This is a genomic window from Aureispira anguillae (assembly GCF_026000115.1).
Taxonomy (GTDB): Bacteria; Bacteroidota; Bacteroidia; order Chitinophagales; family Saprospiraceae; genus Aureispira; species Aureispira anguillae.
Map to the genome: position 1 here is coordinate 4,618,490 of NZ_AP026867.1, position 20,310 is coordinate 4,638,799.

Here is a 20,310-nt window from a genome sequence, read left to right on the forward strand (position 1 = left end):
CACAAAAAAAAATTAAAAAAAATTAAAAAAAACTGCTTTAATACTCTGATTGGCAGCTAAATAAAGCTAACAATTGTTAAAAATTGCTTTTGTTCGTGCATTAACTATTTGTAAAAAATCTGCTGATTTTAAAGCTGCTCCCCCAACCAATGCTCCATCTACATCGGGTTGTTCAAATAACTCCGTAGCATTAGAAGGCTTGCAACTTCCCCCATAAAGAATGGTACAATTATTAGCTATATCAACAGTGAAAGTGTTGGAAATTTGCGTTCGGATAAAGGCGTGCATGCTTTGTGCTTGATCAGGACTAGCCGTTTTTCCTGTTCCAATAGCCCAAACTGGTTCATAGGCAACAACAACCTGACTCATATCAGCTGCTGATAGATGAAATAGGCTTTCTTCTAATTGTTTTTGAACAAAGGCTTGTTGATTTCCTGCTTCTCTAACGTCTAAAGGTTCACCACAACAAAAGATAACTTTTACTCCCGCTTTGATAGCAGCCGAAACTTTCTTTTTTAATATAACGTGATCTTCACCAAAATATTTTCGACGTTCTGAATGACCTAGAATAACATAAGCTAAGTTCATAGAATGCAGCATTTCTGCAGAGATTTCTCCAGTATAAGCGCCACTCATCTCAAAATGACAGTTTTGTGCTGCCACTTTCACATGAGCAACATCTTTGGCCATACTATTAATAGTATGGAGATAGGGGGCTGGTGGAGCAAGAACAATTTCTATTGTTCCTGATAATTTTTTGGCTTGAGTAATGATCTCACTAGTCAAGGAGAAGGCTTCTAGGAGGTTTTTGTTCATTTTCCAATTCCCCACAACCATTAATTGACGACTCATAAATTTCGATTTTAACTAAAAATTAAACGTATTGGGCGGTCTTATTTCGTCACAAAATTACGCTTTTTTAACAATTATTTTAGCTAAACATTAGGTGAAGTAAGTTTTTGTTTTAAAAAAACAACAATAGATGTATGATTCTTATGGGGTTAAAATTACGAATTGAGCAAGCAAGAGCCTCTATACTCCAATTGTAATTTTATCCCCCAAAAACTTTGGTTGTGTATTTAATAAGTACAGATCTAAAATTGCTTTAGGTCTTGCTAAGTACTCTCGTAACATCGTTTTTAGAGTTGCTTGTGTAGGATAATGCGCATTGTAAGCAATGGCGTCTATTTTATAATAATTAGCAATAAATAACGCTCTGTAATTGTGGAACTCTTGTGAGACAACAGTAATTCGTTTTTGTTGAAAAATTTTATTGCTACGCACAACAGAATCCAAAGTACGTAATCCTGCAAAATCCATGGTAATACAGCTATCGGGCACTCCTAATTTGATTAATGCATGGCGCATATCCCTAGGTTCATTATAGTGCATAGAGCTATTATCCCCACTAACCAAAATGTGTTTTACCTTGCCTTGAAAATATAGTTCTGCTGCTGCGGCTATTCTATGGGTAAAAAATGGGTTTTCATCCACCCCATTTACACTTCGGCTAGTTCCTAATACTAATGCAACGTCACTATAAGTGACTTTATCAATATTTTCGTACACTTTAGATTGTACCGTTGCTAAAACCCAATAATTTGCCAAAAAAATTGCCAAACTAGCCAACACTCCTACCCCAAGAGTGTATTTAGAAATTCTCCAGATCCATCTTGATAGTAATTTCATAATTTGTAGTTTTGCTTGGAACTGTATTATACGATACGTATAACTATTATTACATTAATGATAAGCTTCTGAAACCTTAAAGTATAGAGAAAACATTCACATATACCTCAGATAGGGTTGATCGAACAAAAATATAGTATTATTTATTTAACTCTTAACGCAGGATTATATTGTAAGATACATTTTAAATCCAGATTTTAATTAAAAATATATCTTCATTAACGTAATTTTATTATTTACCGTTCAGTTCTAGTTGGATATTTTGGCGTGCTTTTTTCTCATATTTTTCAAAAAAAAGCTGGGAAAAGTATATTTTTTCACGCCTTAAAAAGCCCTTTAAAACCTTTTTTCTCCCCATTTTGTACAAGAGTTTGGGATAGAATTTTTTATACTCTTTCCAAATTGCTTCGCTATAGAATTGATAGTTCTTATGATCCGTTGCTAAAATGGCTAAATCAAAATCTAAGAAAAAATAAACATCTTGCTCTTCTGATTTGGGATAATGACCAGCTGTACTCATAATTAACTTATTAATATATGCCAGTTCGTCATCTTTTAAATATTCTCTAAATAGTTGCTGCACCAATAAGGCAGATTGCAATTCGTTATCTTTCTTTTTTGCATCATAAATGGCATCATGATACCATATCGCCATCTCAAACAATGCTACCTGATCTATTTCCTCGACATGTTGATCTAGTAATTTTAAAAAATTGAATAGGTGAACTAAATTATGATAATAACGATTAGGATCATTATACAATTGGGACAACTCTTCATAATATATTTTTGCTTTGGGTAAAGCAAGACCTAGTTTTTGGCACAAATTGATAAATCGTGCTTGAAGATACTTACGCTCACCTTTACTGGGGCTATCTTTTAGTACTATTTCTACCATTTTTATTCTTTATGAGGTTATACTATACAATTCGACTGAGCTGCTTATTTCATAGATAAAGGCACAAACATAATCTTCCCTTCTCCCGTATACTTAAGTAACTACGTAGAATTGATTATGCGTAATTACTTATTAACAAAACAAGATTTAACACCATAAGTATCATTCACATACCTCCTTCCATCAAAAAAACAATAACGTTATGTTTATATCTATATTAATAAGCTGCTGTTTACTGGTTGGTATAATTCCATGTACAGGGCAATCTAGTTTTATTACAGGTAAGGTCTTTAGTGAAGTTAATAAATCTACTCTTTATAATGCGAAGTTAGTTCTAAAAAGAAATCACAAATACTACCGAAAAACAAAAACCGATCATGTGGGCAATTACTGGTTTGGGAACTTACCCGCTGGCAGTTACTCTATTTGGGTTATTCAAGAAGGTTATTGCCAATTGGAGATGACCAAAATTGTAATTGCAACTACTGCTAGCATTCAATTAGATTTGGGATTAATGGAACAATCTCAGAATACCAATCTAAATTTAGGCGACAAAGTTTATAAAGTCTATCGTGCTCCCATCCAAGTAGATTTAGCAGAACATAAAACGACCTATCAGAATTTCCGAAATGAAATCCAAATCATAAAAGATGTCTATAATGGTCCAGAAATTCGAATCGCTCCCCCAAAAAGTCCCTCCTCTCCCATAGAAAATAATCGAGCTACCCACCATTATGAAAGTTTAAAAGCATTAGAAAAAACCAGTGCTTTTGTCCCTCGATAATTGTAAAAAAAACAATGGATTATTGGTACAAGACCAATAATCCATTGCAATAAAAGAAAAGCGTTGTCGCTTTTTTATTTAATTTCTTTAGGATCTTTCCCATCTTTTAATTTAGGGTCAGCAGAGGGATCTTTATAAGGTTTGTATTTACCACTCAGAACTGTTTTGTAACGCTCAGGGTGAATTCGAATATCTTGAAGCAAGCGATTTAAGTTATCAACCACTTCATCAATATCACCTTTAAAATTTTTGTCGTTAAATAAAGCAGCAACCAAACCATTTTGGTTTTCAAAATCTGTGATTTTCCCGATGTTATCAATCATGGTATTGGCTTTGCCTAAGGTTCCTTCTAATCCATTGACAACTTCATTAATATTGTCTAAAGCATCTTTAGCAGAAGCAATAGTAGCTTCTAAATCTGCATCTTTTACCTGTTTGGTAATGGTATTGATATTTTGGAGCATTCCTGTAATTTCACCATTACTGTCTTTAATATTCCCTGTAATATCTTTAAGATTTGCCAAAGCCACCGAAATATTAACCGATGAACTCACTAGTAAATTATTGACCAAATCTGTCAATACTTTTACATTAGCCACAACAGCTTGTAACTCTTTAAAAGTTTGTCCTAATTGTTTATTATCATCAGCCGACAACTTTGAGACAGCTCCTAAAATGGTATCGATTTTTCCCATATAAGGATCTGCTACAGCCATGATTCCATCAATCATACCAGACACATCTCCATTTAGGGTAGCCCCCGATTCGATGCAATTATCTCCACAATTACCAACAAATCTCAATGCGATTTCCTTACCTCCCATCAAAGAAGGTTGCACCAATACAGCCTTAGCATCTTTAGGCACTTTAGTACCATTTAAGATATTCATTTCTACAATTACTTTTGAATAATCTTCTGATGGTAGAATATTCGTTACTGCTCCTACTTTATATCCATTAATTGTTACAGGTGCAGCAATATTAAGACCATCAACAGCCGAAAATTCTGCATTGGCAACGATATCTGAAGAAAAGACATTCTTTCCTTGCAAAAAGTTGTATCCCCAAAATAATAGGACAATAGTAACTAGACCTAAAATACCAATTTTAACTTCGTTACGCACGTTCTTTATGTTTTAATTTTATAATTAATAGCTTGGTAATATTTTGTTTTTTGTTTAAAAATCACCGAACTAATGATTCTGTATGAATTATTTCTTTTTCCTTAGTGTTACGTTTTCTTCTGGATGTTCTCTAATATCACGAATTTTTTGAGCAACATTTTGAATTTTATGATTCAAGCTATCCTTATAATCTGCATCATAAAGCAACTTAGGAATTGTTCCAGAAGCCCCTTCTTGATAAGGCGCAATCTTTTGACTTAGTTTATCCAATCCTTTATCAGCCTTTTTGAGCATTGCTTTTCCTTGATTTACTTTCTCAGGAAATGTTTTTGCCTGCTCATTCAACGTATAAAGAATTTTTGTCATGGCATCAATATCATCTTGAGACAAAGAAGACAAATTATTCACCAACGAATCCAGCGCTAAAGCCATTTCATTACTTTCAGAAGAATTCGCCATGGTCTCCATCGTTCCATCTTTCAAGAGGCTTGCTGTTAATTCTTTAAAATTTTTAATGGTACTCGGCAATGTTCTATTCATTCCTCTCATCTTGCCCTCAAAACCTTTGGTTGTTTTTGCCAATCCAGCAGCAGAAGCATAAGCCTTAGCTAACATCGCCTCCATGCCATTGGGTCCCATCAACGTATCTGCAATTTTGCCAAAAGATTTTAGAATAGGTTCTGCAACCGCCGCAACCTGTGTTGCCATATTACTAATTTCACCTGGAATAATAGCTCCTGATTGTAAGCAATTATTGGTACAGGCTCCTTCATAAACAATGGATACGGTTCTTCCCCCCAAAAGAGAAGCCTCTGATATAACTGCTTTAGCATTGGGTGGTATTTGAGTAGATGGGTCAATGTCCATATCAACCAATAACCTTCCTTCTTTTTTATAAATAGCAGCAACTCGCCCATATTCCCTCCCCTTTATTAACACCAAATTTCCTTTTTTTAGAAATTCAATATCATCAAACTCAGCTATAATAATTAAGTTCGTAGAAAAGACATTTTTTCTATTTAAGTAATTAAATAGAAAAAGAGTAGAAAATAAGACGACAAGTCCTATAAAACCCACTTTTGCTTCTTTTGATATATTCAAGATGATATTTTTTAAATAAAAAATAAGATTGATGTAGCACTAAGCCTTTCTGTTGGCATCAAATTTTGCACCAAACCAATTTATATTACAACATCTGTACTATTTACCACAATAAAATACTGGCGATCAATTCAATAAAACTAAAAACAAGAATTACTGAAAATAGCAGCAATATCAAAGTAAATAAATTCTTTTGAATAAATGAAGCATTTGAACAGAGTTGTGGAATTTAGTCCTTTCCCCTAGATCACTGTCCCCTAAATACGATACACTTTTTATGATCTGCTAGCATCTAAAAGACGAGGATTATCACTTATCTTTTTGCTTCAGTAATAGAAATTTTTTGCCCATTTTTAAATGCGACAACAAATGCGTCTTTAAATCCATTTTTTCGCCAATAATTCTGACGCTCAATGGCCGTTGAAAAAGAGGCGTGTTTTCCAACCAAATATTTATAGGATGCTCCTACTTTTACACATTCAACCCCTTTGATTTTTGTCCAAACTCCTGTATTGACACTTGATTTTTGAGTTGAAGCAGCCAATTGTATCCTAAAAACAGTGGAGGTATTGTCTATCGAATGTTTTTTATTGTTGCTTGCCCCCTGCAAGGTTGTAGGATACATTTGCTCTATTGATGGCATAACTTTAACTTCTGGTTCTTTCGTTTTTTGTGCTGGAGAATAGACGATTCTATCGTTGGGATTGTTGATGGAATAACTATTGGTTGTAGCCCTTCTTGGTATACTTTTGGGAACAAATGAATGCGTCGAATTGGTAATCTTTTTAGATGGTGGTATGGTTTGCGTTGAAACACTTGAAGCGGAACGACCTTCTACAACCTGATAGTTATAGTTTGTTTTGCTCTCAACATCTCTTTTATATTCCTTTAAAGCACGGTACATTGCCGAAGCAATATAAACTTGTCCTTTTTCAGAATTCAGATAGTTTTCTTCCAAGGTATTGGACAAAAAACCAGCTTCAACCAACACAGAGGGCATTGTTGCTGCTCTTAAAACCAAAAAACCAGCTTGTTTTACGCCCCTACTTTTTCGTTTGGCGGTGTGCTGAAATTGCTGTTCTACTTTTCCTGCTAACAACAAACTCTGAGACAAATAAGCATTTTGATACATACTCAACATAATATGCCCTTCTGACGAATTGGGGTCATAACCTTCATAGTTAGTGGTATAGTCTTGCTCTAATAAAATGGCCTTGTTTTCTCGTTTAGCAACATTTAGATTTTCGGTAGCACGGTGCAAGCCCATAACATACGTTTCTGTCCCTCCAACTGAATTGGTAGGGGTCAACATAGAATTGCAGTGAATTGAAAAGAAAAGATCTGCATTATTAGTATTAGCCATTGCAATTCGTTGATGCAAAGGAATAAATTGATCCGTTGTTCTAGTATACAAAACTCGCACATTAGGCATATACTGATTGATATAATGCCCCAATCTTAACGCCAATTTTAATGCGATATCTTTTTCCTTTGCATTCGTTCCCAAAGCACCACTGTCCTTGCCCCCATGCCCTGCATCAATTACGATCGTAAATTTTATAGTTGACTCCTTAGGTTTATAAAATGCTGTTTCGGAAAAAAAGGGTAAGCAAACCAATAGTACAATGGCAACGATAATTGATTTTTCCACAATGTTTTGATATTACAAGCCAAACACTAGCTGCTGTTTTGTCTTAATGTTCGACTAATAGGAATTTGAAAATGTTGTTATCAATTAACCTTATAGGTTGATGCCATTTTGCGAGTTATAACTTAAAGAGCGTTAAAAACGGTCAAAGATTGAGTTAAAGAAAAAGATAAAGCCGTAAAAATTTATCAAAAATATCTTTCTTGCTCTCCAAAGAATGAATCAATTAAAGAAATTTAAGCCTTTAAATCCTTTATTCTTTAGAATAAAACTGAATAATTGTACTTTTGTCTTTCTCTGAAGTTGATAAATAATATTGGGACTACAACTTCTTAATTTAACCACAGGTGGCATTGATACTACAAAAATATTACAAACTTTTTTGCTTTTTCACTATTTGTTCAATTTTTTGTTCAAGTTGTGGCTTTCCCTATAATACTCGGCAAGCTCGACAAGCCCGTAAGACCAAGCGAATAGCTCAAAAGCAAGCAAAAAAACAAGCAAAGAAAGGAAAACTAAATCCAATAGATACTGTATTGAACACTACTGTTGATCCATTTATACAATTGGATTCTACAGCAATTACTACTTCCAATCCATTGGTAGATAGCAGTTCTGTGGTTGCTGATTCCCCTGTTTCAGATTCTACCCAGCCCTCTATTATAACTCTTGTAAAATCTGACACAATAGGATTGGATAGTATAGCTAACTTAATGCATACCGATAGTCTAATCCAAGATTCTACCCAGTTGCTCGTTGCTTCTGATTCGATGATAACAGACTCCTTAAATGGGGACGCTGCCATAAACGAATCAATGGAAAGAACCATCCAATATTCAACAGATTCTCTGGATTTGCCCGTTCAGTACGAATCTGCCGACTCTATGATTTATGACCTAGCCGAGCGCAAGGTTTACTTATATAACAATGCAGAGGTATTTTATGAACAATATAATTTAAAAGCAGGATATATTGAATTTGATTTTATCACCAATGTTGCAACAGCCACTTGCTTGTTAGACAGTGCTGGAAATGAAATTCAATGCCCTTTCTTTGATGATAAAACACAAAAATTTACCTGTCGAAGGATAGAGTTCAATTTTAAAACAAAGAAAGGAAAAGTTTATGATGCATCTACTCAGCAAGGAGATGGGTATTTGGTTTCCAATGCTACTAAATTTATCAGCCAAGGTGGAGATAGCACAACCGACAATTCTCAAAATATATTATACAGTCAAGGTTGTCTTTATACCACTTGTGATGCTGGACATCCACATTTTGGCATTCGAGCTTCCAAAGCAAAAATTATCCCAGGCAAGCTAATCGTGGTCGGTCCCTCTTTTCTAGAAATAATGGGCTCCCCTACTCCTATTTTACTGCCTTTTGGCTTTTTTCCGATTACCAAAAACAAGCGCTCAGGGCTAATTTTAAGTATGGATTTAGATTTTTCACCTAGATTAGGACCAGGGATTCGAGAAATTGGTTTTTATTTAGGTTTAAGTGAATATTGGGATCTAAAAGTGACAGGAGATTTTTATATGCGAGGTTCGCTTCGGGCAAGAGCTCAGTCTCAATACAACATCCGCTACAAAGGAAAGGGAAGTGTTGAATTGGGATACACCCGATTGCAAGTAGATGAAAAAGGAACTCCTGATTATAACTTAGAACAGAGTTTTAATCTAAAATGGACGCATACACAAGCACCACAAGCACATCCTAGCCAAAGCTTTTCTGCTACGATTAATTTTGGTACTTCTGATTATTATAAGAACACCTTTAATGATGCCAATAGTGTATTAGCGACCACCTTCAATTCTAATGTATCTTATAATAAGCGCTTTTTGGGTACACCATTTTCGCTATCTGCACGATTGTCACACAGTCAAAATACCAAGACACATGCCATGACCATTACCTTTCCTCAATTAGGATTGAATATGAATCAGGTATTTCCATTCAAACGCAAAAATGTATCTGGTAAGCAACGTTGGTATGAGCGAATTGGTTTTAGTTATGGGCTAAATGCAAGCAATACCATCACAACAACAGATACCGCTATTTTTAAAGTAGGTGGTTTAGAGGAAGCCATCCAAAACATGAACTATAGTGTCACCCATAGCCCTCGCTTGAATTTCTCGTTTAAGTTGTTCAAAGTGATTAATGTCCAACCTAGCGTTAATTATACCCAGCAATGGTTTTTCTACCGCAATCGTCAATATTTGGACCCTACCCCTGTTGTCAATCCAGAGAATCCCAGCGATACGACTTCCTTTGGAACCATAGAGAAATACAAAGAATATGGCTTTTATACCACCCATCGTTTTAGTTCAGGCGTTAACATCAATACGCAAATTTATGCCACGGGCAACTTCAATATAGGAGCCCTAAAACAGGTTCGAGCTGTATTTTCGCCCAATATTGGTTTTAGTTGGACACCTAGTTATGAAAATGCTTACGATTATTTTTACGATTCGGTACAATACGATACACGCTATCCAGATCAACTGCGCCGTTATAATTATTTTGCATTTTCGCCACCTTCAGGCAAAACGGCCTTATTGACCTACTCCCTAGGTAGTAGATTTGAAGCAAAGGTAAAAAAAGGAAAAAGAGATAGTACGATAAAAGAAGCGTACAAAAAAATTGTGCTCATCCCAACGGCAACTATTAGTGGCAATTATAACATTGCCGCAGATTCGTTGCACCTATCTCCCATCAATTTTAATACCTCCACAACCCTATTCAAAAAAATCAATGTTCGATTTTCGGCAACCTTTGATCCCTATGCAGCCAATCCAGAAAACAACAGTAGGCTCAACACCTTTGAGTTCAATTTTAGTCAAGGAAAACGATTAGTCCGAGTCACCTCTATGTCCTTTAATGCCTCGACAGGGATAAATTCTAAAGACCTTAGAAACCTATTTCGAAAAAAGGGGGTCAAAGAAGATAAGAATAAAAAGCAATTTGACCTGATTCGAAATATTAACATTGGCTACAATTTAATTGTCCAAAATCGCTATATTGATGGAGTAGACAGCACTTTAGTGACGGCTAATCAACTTTCTTTTTCTGGCTCTATCAACCTTTCTAAAGGTTGGGCGATTCGCATCGGAAATATTGGTTATAGTTTTAAAGATGAGCGCATCACCTTCCCCGATTTTACCTTCTCCAGAGATTTGCATTGTTGGCAAATGGGGCTAAGTTGGCAGCCTGAACGTCAAACATGGAATTTCTTTATTCGAGTAAAACCAGGCTCTCTAGGATTTTTGGAGGTTCCTGTGAAACGAGAATTTTATGAGGTATTCTAATAAAATTGAGCCTAGATAAAATAAGAGAAGGGGTTTTCGCTAGCGAAAACCCCTTCTCTTATAACTATAGTTTCTGTATCCTATTAACGATAAAGCACCTCTTTTACTGCTTTGATTACTTTCTCAGGATTTGGCAAAAATGCATCTACCAAAGTTGGCGCATAACACATGCTAACGTCCAAACTATTTAGACGAGTAACGGGAGCATCCAAATAATCAAAGGCATGCTTTTGTGCACGGTAAGCAATCTCTGAAGAAACCCCAGCAAAAGGCCATGATTCATCCAAGGTAATTAGACGATTGGTCTTTTGAACAGACTTGATAATGGTAGCCTCATCCAATGGTCGAATGGTACGCAAATCAATTACTTCTACAGAAATTCCTTCTTTAGCTAGTTCTTCAGCAGCAGCCAAAGCAACTTTTACCATTTTATTAAAAGCGGTAATGGTTACATCGGTTCCTTCTCTCTTGATGTCTGCTTTTCCGATTGGGATCAAATACTCTTCTTCTGGAACTTCTCCCATATCAGAATACATTACCTCTGACTCCATAAAACAAACAGGATCTTCATCTCTAATTGCAGATTTTAATAAACCTTTGGCATCATAAGGATTCGAAATAGAAATCACTTTCAAACCAGGAACATTAGCCATCCAACTCTCAAAAGTCTGAGAGTGCTGTTGTGCTAGTTGTCCAGCAGATCCTGTTCCTCCTCTAAATACAATTGGGCATTTAAATTGTCCTGCGGACATTGAGTTTACTTTTGCTGCATGATTGACAATTTGATCAAATGCTAATACAGCAAAATTCCAAGTCATGAATTCTACAATTGGACGCACACCTCCCATCGCTGCACCAACACCAATTGCTGCAAATCCTAACTCTGCAATAGGCGTATCAATAACACGTTTTGCTCCAAATTCATCCAACATACCTTGGCTAACTTTGTAAGCACCATTATATTCAGCTACTTCTTCACCCATCAAAAATACGTTCTCATCTCTACGCATTTCTTCTGACATTGCCTCTTTCAAGGCTTCACGCATGCGAATTTTTCTCATTGCCATAATCTATGTTTTTGTAAGTAGTTCTTTTTAGTAGTTTCTAGAGGATTTCTAACCTTAATAATTAGTTCATATAGCCTCTTAAAGGTCGAAATTACAAAGCCTATGTGGATTCTACAATTTTATGCTTTATTTTTTTCTCTTCATTCTATTTTTAAACTAAAATACAAGCCTATTATTATTCTTAGAATCGCACCTAAACCATCGATTTTTTTTAGTCCTTTATAATTAAATCCACTGCTGTAGCACTTGTATTAATTTTTAGAATTTCAGCATAAGGTATGTACACATGAAATGTCCCCGCAGATGTTTTGTAAGTAATATCTAAAACCTCTGCCATAAAATTAAATTTAAAGTCTTCTAACCAACCAATATCAAATTTTTGATGATGTCTCTCAAAATCTAAAGTAGCAACATTCATTTTTGCAAATTCTTTATTGCTTTTGGTATAAGTGGATAAAATCTCTTGGCAAGCAGTCTTATCAAATTGTGCAAAGATTGCTGTACTAAATAAACTTATCCATAAGACCATTACAATAGTTTTAACTGTTTCCATGTTTTTTAGTGTTTGTCAAAAGTTGTTAAAAAATAAATGCCAATATCCGAAAATATTGGCTGATAAATAAATTCTTATGGGGGAGTCTTCTTGTACTGACCTTTTTTAGCATTTTCAACTAATGAATAACGTGAACTAGGCTGCTTGGGCCATAAGTACTATTTGATTGGAATTCGAGTTGATCCTATATAAATTTTGTACAAGTGGAGCATATTGCCCCACTTGCTATTTTGTATATTCTAGAGAAGCTTGATTGACTTAATCCTCTGTTATTTCTAGGGGAAAAGATGCCGTTCCTTTGTTGGCATTAGACGAAACAACAACCAGTTCATCATAGCAATATTCAATATCAATAGTATAGTTACCTGCTATACTCATATCTCTGGTAATTATTGCAAATTCTCTTGTCTGACAAGAAGAGGGTTCAAGACAATCCATGTAAATAAATCGATCGGGGACAATCTGTGCACTCTCTATTGGAAGTTCAGGGTTTAAACTAACTTTTGTAATCTTTAAACCTCTAAATAATAAATCATTGTAATTATTACACACAGTAATGTAAAAAACCTCTGTATCATGGTTTTCTATTTGATCCTTTGCCCCATCTCCCCAATGAAAATAGAAACATGGTTCAAGATTACTGCCATTTGGCATAGCCTCATTACTGCCATTAGAAGGAACAGAAAAAGGGCTGACACGGCAATTTTGATCATTATTAGTAGATGATTCTGTATTGGTTTTTGATTCTGCCCGTGCCATTAATTCCTCATTTTGAATTGCAGCATTCTCATTGCAACCAGTACATCCATTATTACAATTACAATTATCATCAGGACAAGGATTTGGAATTAAATTGGGCAAACCCATTTTACAAATACTATCAGAGTGGAGCGAAACATATTCTCTTTGAAATACAATATTGGTATCATTAGGATTTAGAATAGCTGCTAAAAAATTCTGTTCAGGAAGAGCACAATAGATTAATCCATCTGGTCCCAACTGCAAGGCTCCCACACGACAGTAATTACTCTTAGTGTTGTTGATTTCTTTATTGGAAACAACCATGCTGACTGGATTGGAGCTTGTATTAAAATCTATTCTATAGATGACCCCTGCTGATTTATTAAGATTCCCAAAATATAAGAAGCTACTGTTTGGAGAAAATTCTAAACCATAAATTCTTCCACCATACTCTTCATTAGGAGATGATGGTTTGGCAAAGGTTCTTCTACTACTTATATCAATGTTGCCAGTTTGATTATCAAAATTAAATACTTCAACTGCCGTCTTTACACTATGCTTTTTATGGCTTCTGCTATTTGTAAAAGCTATTTTTGTACCATCAGGACTCCCCTTTAAATAAGCGTATTCAGTAGCTTTGAATTGCATGTCATAATCATTTTCATGCTTTATACCATTTTGATCAATACTAAAAACTCTGAAAAATCCAAGTCCCTCCCAATTGTTGTCTTTACGCCCCTTTTGAATCACAGTAATAATCCAAAAATCAGTGCAGTTTTTGTGTTGGATTGCAGTAATTCTTTCTGTTGGTGAAAAATCTTCTGTATTGGGAATTGTTGGCAATATAGTGTTGATCCATTGGATAGTTGCTGCCCAATTTTGAGGATCTGGGTCACTAACATCTATGTGAATGCCATCAAAATGATTGTTTGTGTGCGTTGTACCTGTATGCGTGGTTTCCCCATCAGTAGTCAGAACATAATATCTGTTTGGGTGGCTTGGGTCTGGAACAATTATCGAGGACTGTGTTGAGGATGAATTCCCTTTTAATCCAGTATAAATTTGCGTATGATTGACACCTTCCCATATGGATACGCCATCTGTATAAAAAATTAAATTTCCATTTTTGTCTGAAACTGAAGCACAACCTTCATTGGTATCCATACCAGATAAATTAGGAAGAGCCATAGGTGCTCCATTGGAAAAGTTTAGTCCTGCCTTACTTCCAAATAGCCAATTGCTGTTAATTTTGTTAACCATAATTACATTGGTTTTGTTTATAAGTAATTGTTCACAATAAGTTCAAGTAAACATTTTGAGCTTAAATGCATTGCTTTTACCTTCGGTGCTACTGCGTGGTGCGCTACTAGCACAAGGCAGCACAGTTCCTTAGCTCATGTTGAAAATTACTCCTGCTGGTCGTGAGAAAAGTTCTTGTGATAGCACTGCTATATAAACTTATTATTTACTGTGAACACTTACTTATGTTATATTAATGATTATTGATTTGAGTTTACCATTCTGATACTATAATTGGTATCTCTACAAGAGACATCAAACAAGCTTTCTACCTCATTCCTAGATAGAATATTTCATTCCAATGGTGTCCTAAAAAAGTATACATAACCTCTTTTAAAGCAGTAATTGGGAAATTACTTCCCCTAAAAGAATTATCATTGGATGACGTTTTTCCTTCAAAGCCAGTTCACTTTTATTGTTTTTATATCATATAATTCAAAAGTAAATAAACCATCAACTTGAGGCAATAGGAAGTATATGAATGGTTGATTTGAATTGACGAATCGTCATTTTGACCTCTAGTGTTTTTTTAATTAAACCGCAAAAAGACAATACTTATAGAATTGAACTAAATTTTTGATTCTGCTTTAAAGACATTTTTTTAATGGTGTGTTAAATATGATTTTACAGCAGAGTCGAGATCACCTATACATTAAATTTACATTCCCAAATGTACCAAATGAAAACAATTATTATTGATGATGAAGAGCAAGGGCAACGCATTTTAAAAAACTTGATTTCTATGTTTTTCCCAGACATAGAAATTGTTGCTATTTGTTCTAACATTCCTGAAGCAGTTATTAAAATTAATCAACTACAGCCTGATGCTGTTTTTTGTGATATTGAAATGCCTCAATATTCTGGCTTGGACTTGTTGTCTTTTTTTAAAAAAATTAATTTTGAAGTGATTTTTGCGACAGGACATAGCGAATATGCTATTCAAGCTTTTGAGATGTCTGCAATTGACTACTTATTGAAACCCATTCAATTAGAAAAATTAGAATTGGCTATAAAAAAACTACGCCAAAAAATTGAGTTTACTACTATGTATAAACGACTTCAAACGCTAAAATTTAATTTATCAGAGAATATCATTCACAACATTGCCCTACCTGTTGCTGATGGTTTAATCTTTGTTGAAACTAAAAAAATTGCTCTCATAGAAGCCAATGGCGCATATACCAAGGTTTGGCAAAAAGATACCAAAGCCATTTTAATCAGTAAAAACATCAAGTTTTTTGAAAAACTGGTGAAAAATCAGTTGCAATTTTATAAAATTCATCGCTCCTCTATTGTCAACATCAATTACATTCAAAAGTATTCAAAAAGAGAAGGGTACTTAACACTTAGTAATGGTAAAATAACAAAGATAGCTAGAGAAAAAAAGAAAATGTTTGAAGCATATATTTCCAATTTAAACCTTTAAAAATCCCCTAACTTTTCTACTTATGCGTATCCCCACATTATTAGGTTGGTTTTGTTTCGTCCTAATCCTCCACCCCAATCATTCTATTGCTCAAGATCAATTAATAGATTCCTTAGAACAATCCTTAGCACAAACAAACAATGACAGTCTTAGATTAGAACTCTTAAAAAAACTAACGCATCTCACTGCCAAAACGAATGTCAAAAAATACTTTTTCTACATCCAAGAAGGCATCCAACTAGCAGACCAAATCCAAGATTGCAACCGCCTCATTGGCTTTCATATAGAGTATAGCCGATACCTTGCCCATAGCCATACACTAGATTCAGCGCTTTCTGTTATTGAGCAAGCAAGGAGTTACTTAACTCAAACAATCAATCCCCTAAACTATTTAGCTTTACTCACCCAACATGCAAAACTTTTGGAAAGCAAAGGCAACATTCCAGAAGCAACACGAAAATACTTAGAGGCCTTAAAAATTGCTGAGGAGCACCAACTTCCAGAAGTTTTAGCAGCCTGTTATTTTGGTCTAAACAGCCTTTTTTTTAGTCAAAAAATGTATGCAGAATCCATTAAATACAATAAAAAATGTTTTGACATTTGTGATCAATTAAAACCTCATAGAATTCCCTATTGTTTTGGTAGTGTCCACAATAATTTAGCTCTTTTTTATTTTAAGCAACAACAATTGGATAGTGCTTTAATCCATGGTCTAAAAGCCATTGAATTTAAAGAAAAAACCAGAAACATTAGAGCTCTCTACATGACTTATAATATTGTTGGCCATACTTACCTCAAAAAGAAAGATACTTTAACAGCCATTGATTTTCACAACAAAGCTTTGGCTACTGTAAAAAAAATGAACCATATAATAGGTTTGAGTGAAACCTTGACTTACCTAGGAAAGATCTATATTAAGAGAAAAGACACCAAGGCCTTAAATAGCATTATACCACAACTAGACTCCATCATGCCCAAGATTCAAGCACCTCATATTTGGGTCAACTTTTTGCAGGTGAAGAGAAATTATTTTGAAGCCAAGGAGGATTATAAAGAAGCCTTAAAATTGATGAAAATGCAGTTTGAAATGGTCGACAGTTTGCGCAAAGAAAAAAATTCCACCTTAGTTGCCTCTTTAGAAACAAAATATGAAACCAATAAACATAAACTTGAAAAAGAACTTGCTCAAAAAGAACTCTTGCTCTCCATGGAAAAAGCACTAAAAAGCAAACAATATTTTATGAGAATTACGCTTTTTTCTATACTCATTACTGTTTTGCTCTTGTATATTGCCTCTCGTCTAACCATTATTAGGCAACAAAAAGTAGCCTTGAATCAAGCCTATGAAAAACTAGAAGCTCAAAAACAAAATGAAGTTGCTCTGTTGAATTTGAAAGCGTTACAAGCCCAAATGAATCCTCATTTTTTATTTAATGCTCTAAATTCTATCCAAGATTTAATCTTAATGAAGGATACTAAAAATGCTATTATTTACTTTGGGAAGTACAGTGCCTTAATTCGAAAAATATTACTCTCTTCTCAAAAGCAATTTATTACTTTAGACAAAGAAATAAAAACCCTCCAACTCTACCTAGATCTTGAAAAATTGCGTTTTGGCAAAGAGCTGACCACAGTATTTAACTGCCCAATACCTCCTGACCAACAAACCAATATACACCTACCAGCTATGTTTATCCAGCCTTATATTGAGAATGCTATCAAACATGGGCTCTTTCATAAAAGAGGATCCAAAAAACTCTTGGTTGAATTTAAAATTGTGGATAATTTTTTAGTTTGTCTAATTGAAGACAATGGTATTGGACAAGAAAAAGCAAAGGAAATAAAAGAAAAAAGACAGCACTTCCACACAGGTTTTGCAACAGGAGCTATTCAAGATAGGATTCAATTTTTAAATCAAACTATGAAGAAAAAAATTCGAGTAGAAACAGAAGATTTGATTGATGGAGAACAAGCTCTTGGAACACGAGTGACCTTGTATTTTTCACTTGCTGAATAAGCCACTAAACCAAGATAACAATGGAACAGTAATTGTGTGAGCATGTTGGGAATATAAGCTTGCTGAACAAGGGGATATCAAGGCAATTAATTTTTATAATTATAGACCTTTCTATAAACTCTTTTCTTTCAAAATTATTTTAATTGTAGTTTCCCCTACAAACATTAATAATACCTACCCTATTGATTAATCAATTTAGTCTTAATAATAATAATGCAACTTAAACAGATTCTTTGCTTTTTATTTTTGTTTTTCACCCTCCCTTTATTAGCTCAAAAACGAGTAACCATGAGTGGTTATGTCAAGGACGCCACCACAGGTGAAGATTTGATTTACGCCAATGTCTACAATCAAGCCAATACCTTGGATGGAGTAACAACAAATATTTATGGTTTTTATTCGCTTTCTCTAAAACCAGGAAAATACACCATTGTTGCTAGTTATATTGGTTATGAAGATAAAAAAATAGAACTAGACCTCACACAAGATACCGTATTCAATATCGAAATGTCTAATGGGGCTACCTTTGACTCTATTGTTGTTGTTACCGACAAAAGAGGAAATACCAATGTAGAAAGTACGCAAATGGGTACGGTAGAGTTGGCCATGAAAGATATAAAAAAGCTTCCTGCTTTGATGGGAGAAGTCGATTTACTCAAAACCATTCAATTGCTTCCAGGCGTTCAATCTGCGGGAGAAGGAACCGCAGGATTTTTTGTACGAGGCGGTGGTATTGATCAAAATTTGGTTCTTTTGGACGAAGCTGTAGTATACAATGCAGGGCATTTATTAGGATTCTTTTCTGTTTTTAATTCGGATGCTATAAAAAAAGCTACCCTCATAAAAGGAGGAATGCCCGCCAATTATGGGGGGCGTATTTCTTCTGTTTTGGACATTCAAATGAAAGATGGTTACGATGAAAAATTTGGTATTGAAGGTGGTATTGGTATTATTTCTTCTAGATTGACGGTGCAAGGTCCTATTGTCCCCAAAAAAGGTTCTTTTATTATTTCAGGGCGTCGTACCTATGCCTTTGATATTGCACAACCTTTTTTAAAAGGTACTTCATTTGAGGGAACCAATTATTACTTTTACGATTTAAACATCAAAGCTAAATATCAAGTGACCGATAAAGATCGGTTGTTTTTGAGTGGCTATTTTGGTAGAGATGTACTCAACCTAAAAAACCCAGATCGAGGCTTTGTTTTTGATATGCCTTATGGCAATAGTACCGCTACCTTACGCTGGAATCATATTTTTGATGATAAGCTTTTTATGAATTTTATTTTTGTTTACAACGATTATGATTTTTCAGTATCAGGAGGGCAAGAACAATTTTCATTTAAACTCAACTCAGGTATTCGAGATTTTGGAGGTAAAATTAGCTTTGATTATTACCCCAATCCCCGACATCAAATTAAGTTTGGCGCAGATTATACCTATCATACTTTTACTCCCAATCGAGCAGAAGCCTTTTCGGGAGATGAAGCATTTATTATTGACCCAGACCGCAAACACTCTCATGAAGCAGGTGTTTATGTAACTGACAATTGGAAAATTAGCAAAATTTTTAGCGTAAATGTTGGACTGCGTTTTTCTATGTTTCAGCAGGTTGGTCCCTATCAAGGTAAAATTGATACCAATCGTACGTACAAAACGTTAGAGCCAGTCAAAACCTATTTTGGAGTAGAACCTAGGTTTAGTGGCAAAGCAACCGTTTCTCCCTATTCATCGATTAAAGCAGCCGTTACTTTAGGTCGCCAATATGTGCATTTAGTCACCAATTCAACCAGTACGCTGCCAACAGATTTGTGGGTACCAAGTACCGAAACCGTCAAACCACAATGGGGCTTACAATATGCCTTAGGTTATTTTCATAATTTCTTTGACAACACCCTAGAAGCTTCTGTTGAGGTGTTCTACAAAGACCTCTTCAATCAACTTGACTATGCAGAAAACTATACGCCAGCTCCCAATACAGATATTGAAGATCAATTTATTTCGGGGCGAGGCAGAGCCTATGGTTTAGAGCTATTTGTTCGCAAACAAAAAGGTCGTTTTACAGGCTGGGTCGCCTATACCCTCTCCCGTTCAGAACGGTCATTTGATCAGATCAAAGGCAATACTTTTGTAGCAGGATTTGACCGTACACATGATTTGTCGGTTGTATTGAGTTATGACATTGTAGACTGGTTTACCGTAAGCTCTACCTTTATATTAGGGTCAGGCGCACCTTACACCCCAATTAAGTCTGTTTATATGATTGGTTTCACCCCAACCTTAGAATATGGATTACGAAACTCTGCTCGACTCCCCACTTATCATCGTCTAGATCTTAGCCTTTCTTTCCGATTGACTAAGAAAAACAAACCGTTTCAAGCAGATGCTGTTTTTTCTGTCTATAATGTTTATAACCGCAAAAATATATTTTTCACTTATACCTCTCCAGAAACGGATGCGCTTTCGGGGCAGGTAGAGCTCAAATCTTACCAAGTGTCTCTTTTCCCTATCATACCAGCTGTTACGGTTAATTTTAAGTGGAAACAACCTAAAAAAGGGTATTACAAAGCTCAAAGAGCAGATAGAAAAGCCAAACGAGCAGCTAAAAAAGCTGGATTGGAATAATTGGTTGTGTTATAAATCTTGGTAAATTTA

General features: G+C 35.0%; 14 protein-coding genes. 5 read left to right on the top strand and 9 right to left on the bottom strand.

Going from position 1 to position 20,310, the window contains the following annotated elements; genetic code table 11:
- Positions 1–66: 66 nt before the first annotated feature.
- The 3 genes from tpiA to AsAng_RS18220 all read right to left on the bottom strand — a co-directional run bounded on the left by tpiA (position 67) and on the right by AsAng_RS18220 (position 2,587).
- Positions 67–852 carry a triose-phosphate isomerase gene (gene tpiA / locus AsAng_RS18210; protein ID WP_264788522.1) on the bottom strand — a complete coding sequence of 262 codons (786 nt, stop codon included), beginning with the start codon at positions 850–852 and terminating at the stop codon, positions 67–69.
- A 180-nt stretch (positions 853–1,032) separates the two neighbouring features.
- The gene (locus tag AsAng_RS18215) at positions 1,033–1,689 is read right to left on the bottom strand and encodes a SanA/YdcF family protein (protein WP_264788523.1); all 657 of its coding nucleotides are present in this window, start codon (positions 1,687–1,689) and stop codon (positions 1,033–1,035) included.
- A gap of 232 nt (positions 1,690–1,921) precedes the next feature.
- The gene (locus tag AsAng_RS18220) at positions 1,922–2,587 is read right to left on the bottom strand and encodes an HD domain-containing protein (protein ID WP_264788524.1); all 666 of its coding nucleotides are present in this window, start codon (positions 2,585–2,587) and stop codon (positions 1,922–1,924) included.
- Positions 2,588–2,789: 202 nt separating this feature from the next.
- Here AsAng_RS18220 and AsAng_RS18225 point away from each other — a divergent pair, with 202 nt between their 5' ends.
- Positions 2,790–3,371 (top strand): carboxypeptidase-like regulatory domain-containing protein, encoded by a 582-nt coding sequence (locus AsAng_RS18225; protein ID WP_264788525.1) that lies wholly within the window; start codon positions 2,790–2,792, stop codon positions 3,369–3,371.
- Positions 3,372–3,445: 74 nt separating this feature from the next.
- Here the strand turns inward: AsAng_RS18225 and AsAng_RS18230 are convergent, their stop codons facing one another.
- From AsAng_RS18230 to AsAng_RS18240, 3 genes are all read right to left on the bottom strand, one after another.
- Complete coding sequence (locus tag AsAng_RS18230; RefSeq protein WP_264788526.1) at positions 3,446–4,495, bottom strand: MlaD family protein; 1,050 nt, start codon at positions 4,493–4,495, stop codon at positions 3,446–3,448.
- An 87-nt stretch (positions 4,496–4,582) separates the two neighbouring features.
- On the bottom strand, positions 4,583–5,596 hold the full coding sequence (locus AsAng_RS18235; RefSeq protein WP_264788527.1) for an MlaD family protein: 1,014 nt from the start codon (positions 5,594–5,596) through the stop codon (positions 4,583–4,585).
- A gap of 313 nt (positions 5,597–5,909) precedes the next feature.
- The gene (locus tag AsAng_RS18240) at positions 5,910–7,247 is read right to left on the bottom strand and encodes an N-acetylmuramoyl-L-alanine amidase family protein (protein WP_264788528.1); all 1,338 of its coding nucleotides are present in this window, start codon (positions 7,245–7,247) and stop codon (positions 5,910–5,912) included.
- Between the two features lie 344 nt (positions 7,248–7,591).
- Between AsAng_RS18240 and AsAng_RS18245 the strand changes: the two genes are divergently transcribed.
- The gene (locus tag AsAng_RS18245) at positions 7,592–10,552 is read left to right on the top strand and encodes a putative LPS assembly protein LptD (protein ID WP_264788529.1); all 2,961 of its coding nucleotides are present in this window, start codon (positions 7,592–7,594) and stop codon (positions 10,550–10,552) included.
- A gap of 83 nt (positions 10,553–10,635) precedes the next feature.
- Here AsAng_RS18245 and AsAng_RS18250 read toward each other — a convergent pair whose 3' ends face one another.
- The 3 genes from AsAng_RS18250 to AsAng_RS18260 all read right to left on the bottom strand — a co-directional run bounded on the left by AsAng_RS18250 (position 10,636) and on the right by AsAng_RS18260 (position 14,173).
- On the bottom strand, positions 10,636–11,613 hold the full coding sequence (locus AsAng_RS18250) for a pyruvate dehydrogenase complex E1 component subunit beta (RefSeq protein ID WP_407655339.1): 978 nt from the start codon (positions 11,611–11,613) through the stop codon (positions 10,636–10,638).
- A 217-nt stretch (positions 11,614–11,830) separates the two neighbouring features.
- On the bottom strand, positions 11,831–12,172 hold the full coding sequence (locus AsAng_RS18255; protein ID WP_264788532.1) for a hypothetical protein: 342 nt from the start codon (positions 12,170–12,172) through the stop codon (positions 11,831–11,833).
- 258 nt (positions 12,173–12,430) lie between these two features.
- Positions 12,431–14,173 (bottom strand): hypothetical protein, encoded by a 1,743-nt coding sequence (locus AsAng_RS18260; RefSeq protein ID WP_264788533.1) that lies wholly within the window; start codon positions 14,171–14,173, stop codon positions 12,431–12,433.
- A gap of 718 nt (positions 14,174–14,891) precedes the next feature.
- Between AsAng_RS18260 and AsAng_RS18265 the strand changes: the two genes are divergently transcribed.
- From AsAng_RS18265 to AsAng_RS18275, 3 genes are all read left to right on the top strand, one after another.
- A complete protein-coding gene (locus AsAng_RS18265) occupies positions 14,892–15,638 on the top strand; it encodes a LytR/AlgR family response regulator transcription factor (RefSeq protein ID WP_264788534.1) in 747 nt (248 codons plus the stop codon).
- A gap of 22 nt (positions 15,639–15,660) precedes the next feature.
- A complete protein-coding gene (locus tag AsAng_RS18270; protein ID WP_264788535.1) occupies positions 15,661–17,655 on the top strand; it encodes a histidine kinase in 1,995 nt (664 codons plus the stop codon).
- Between the two features lie 213 nt (positions 17,656–17,868).
- Positions 17,869–20,280, top strand: coding sequence for a TonB-dependent receptor (locus AsAng_RS18275; protein WP_264788536.1), 2,412 nt, complete (start codon positions 17,869–17,871; stop codon positions 20,278–20,280).
- Positions 20,281–20,310: the final 30 nt, after the last annotated feature.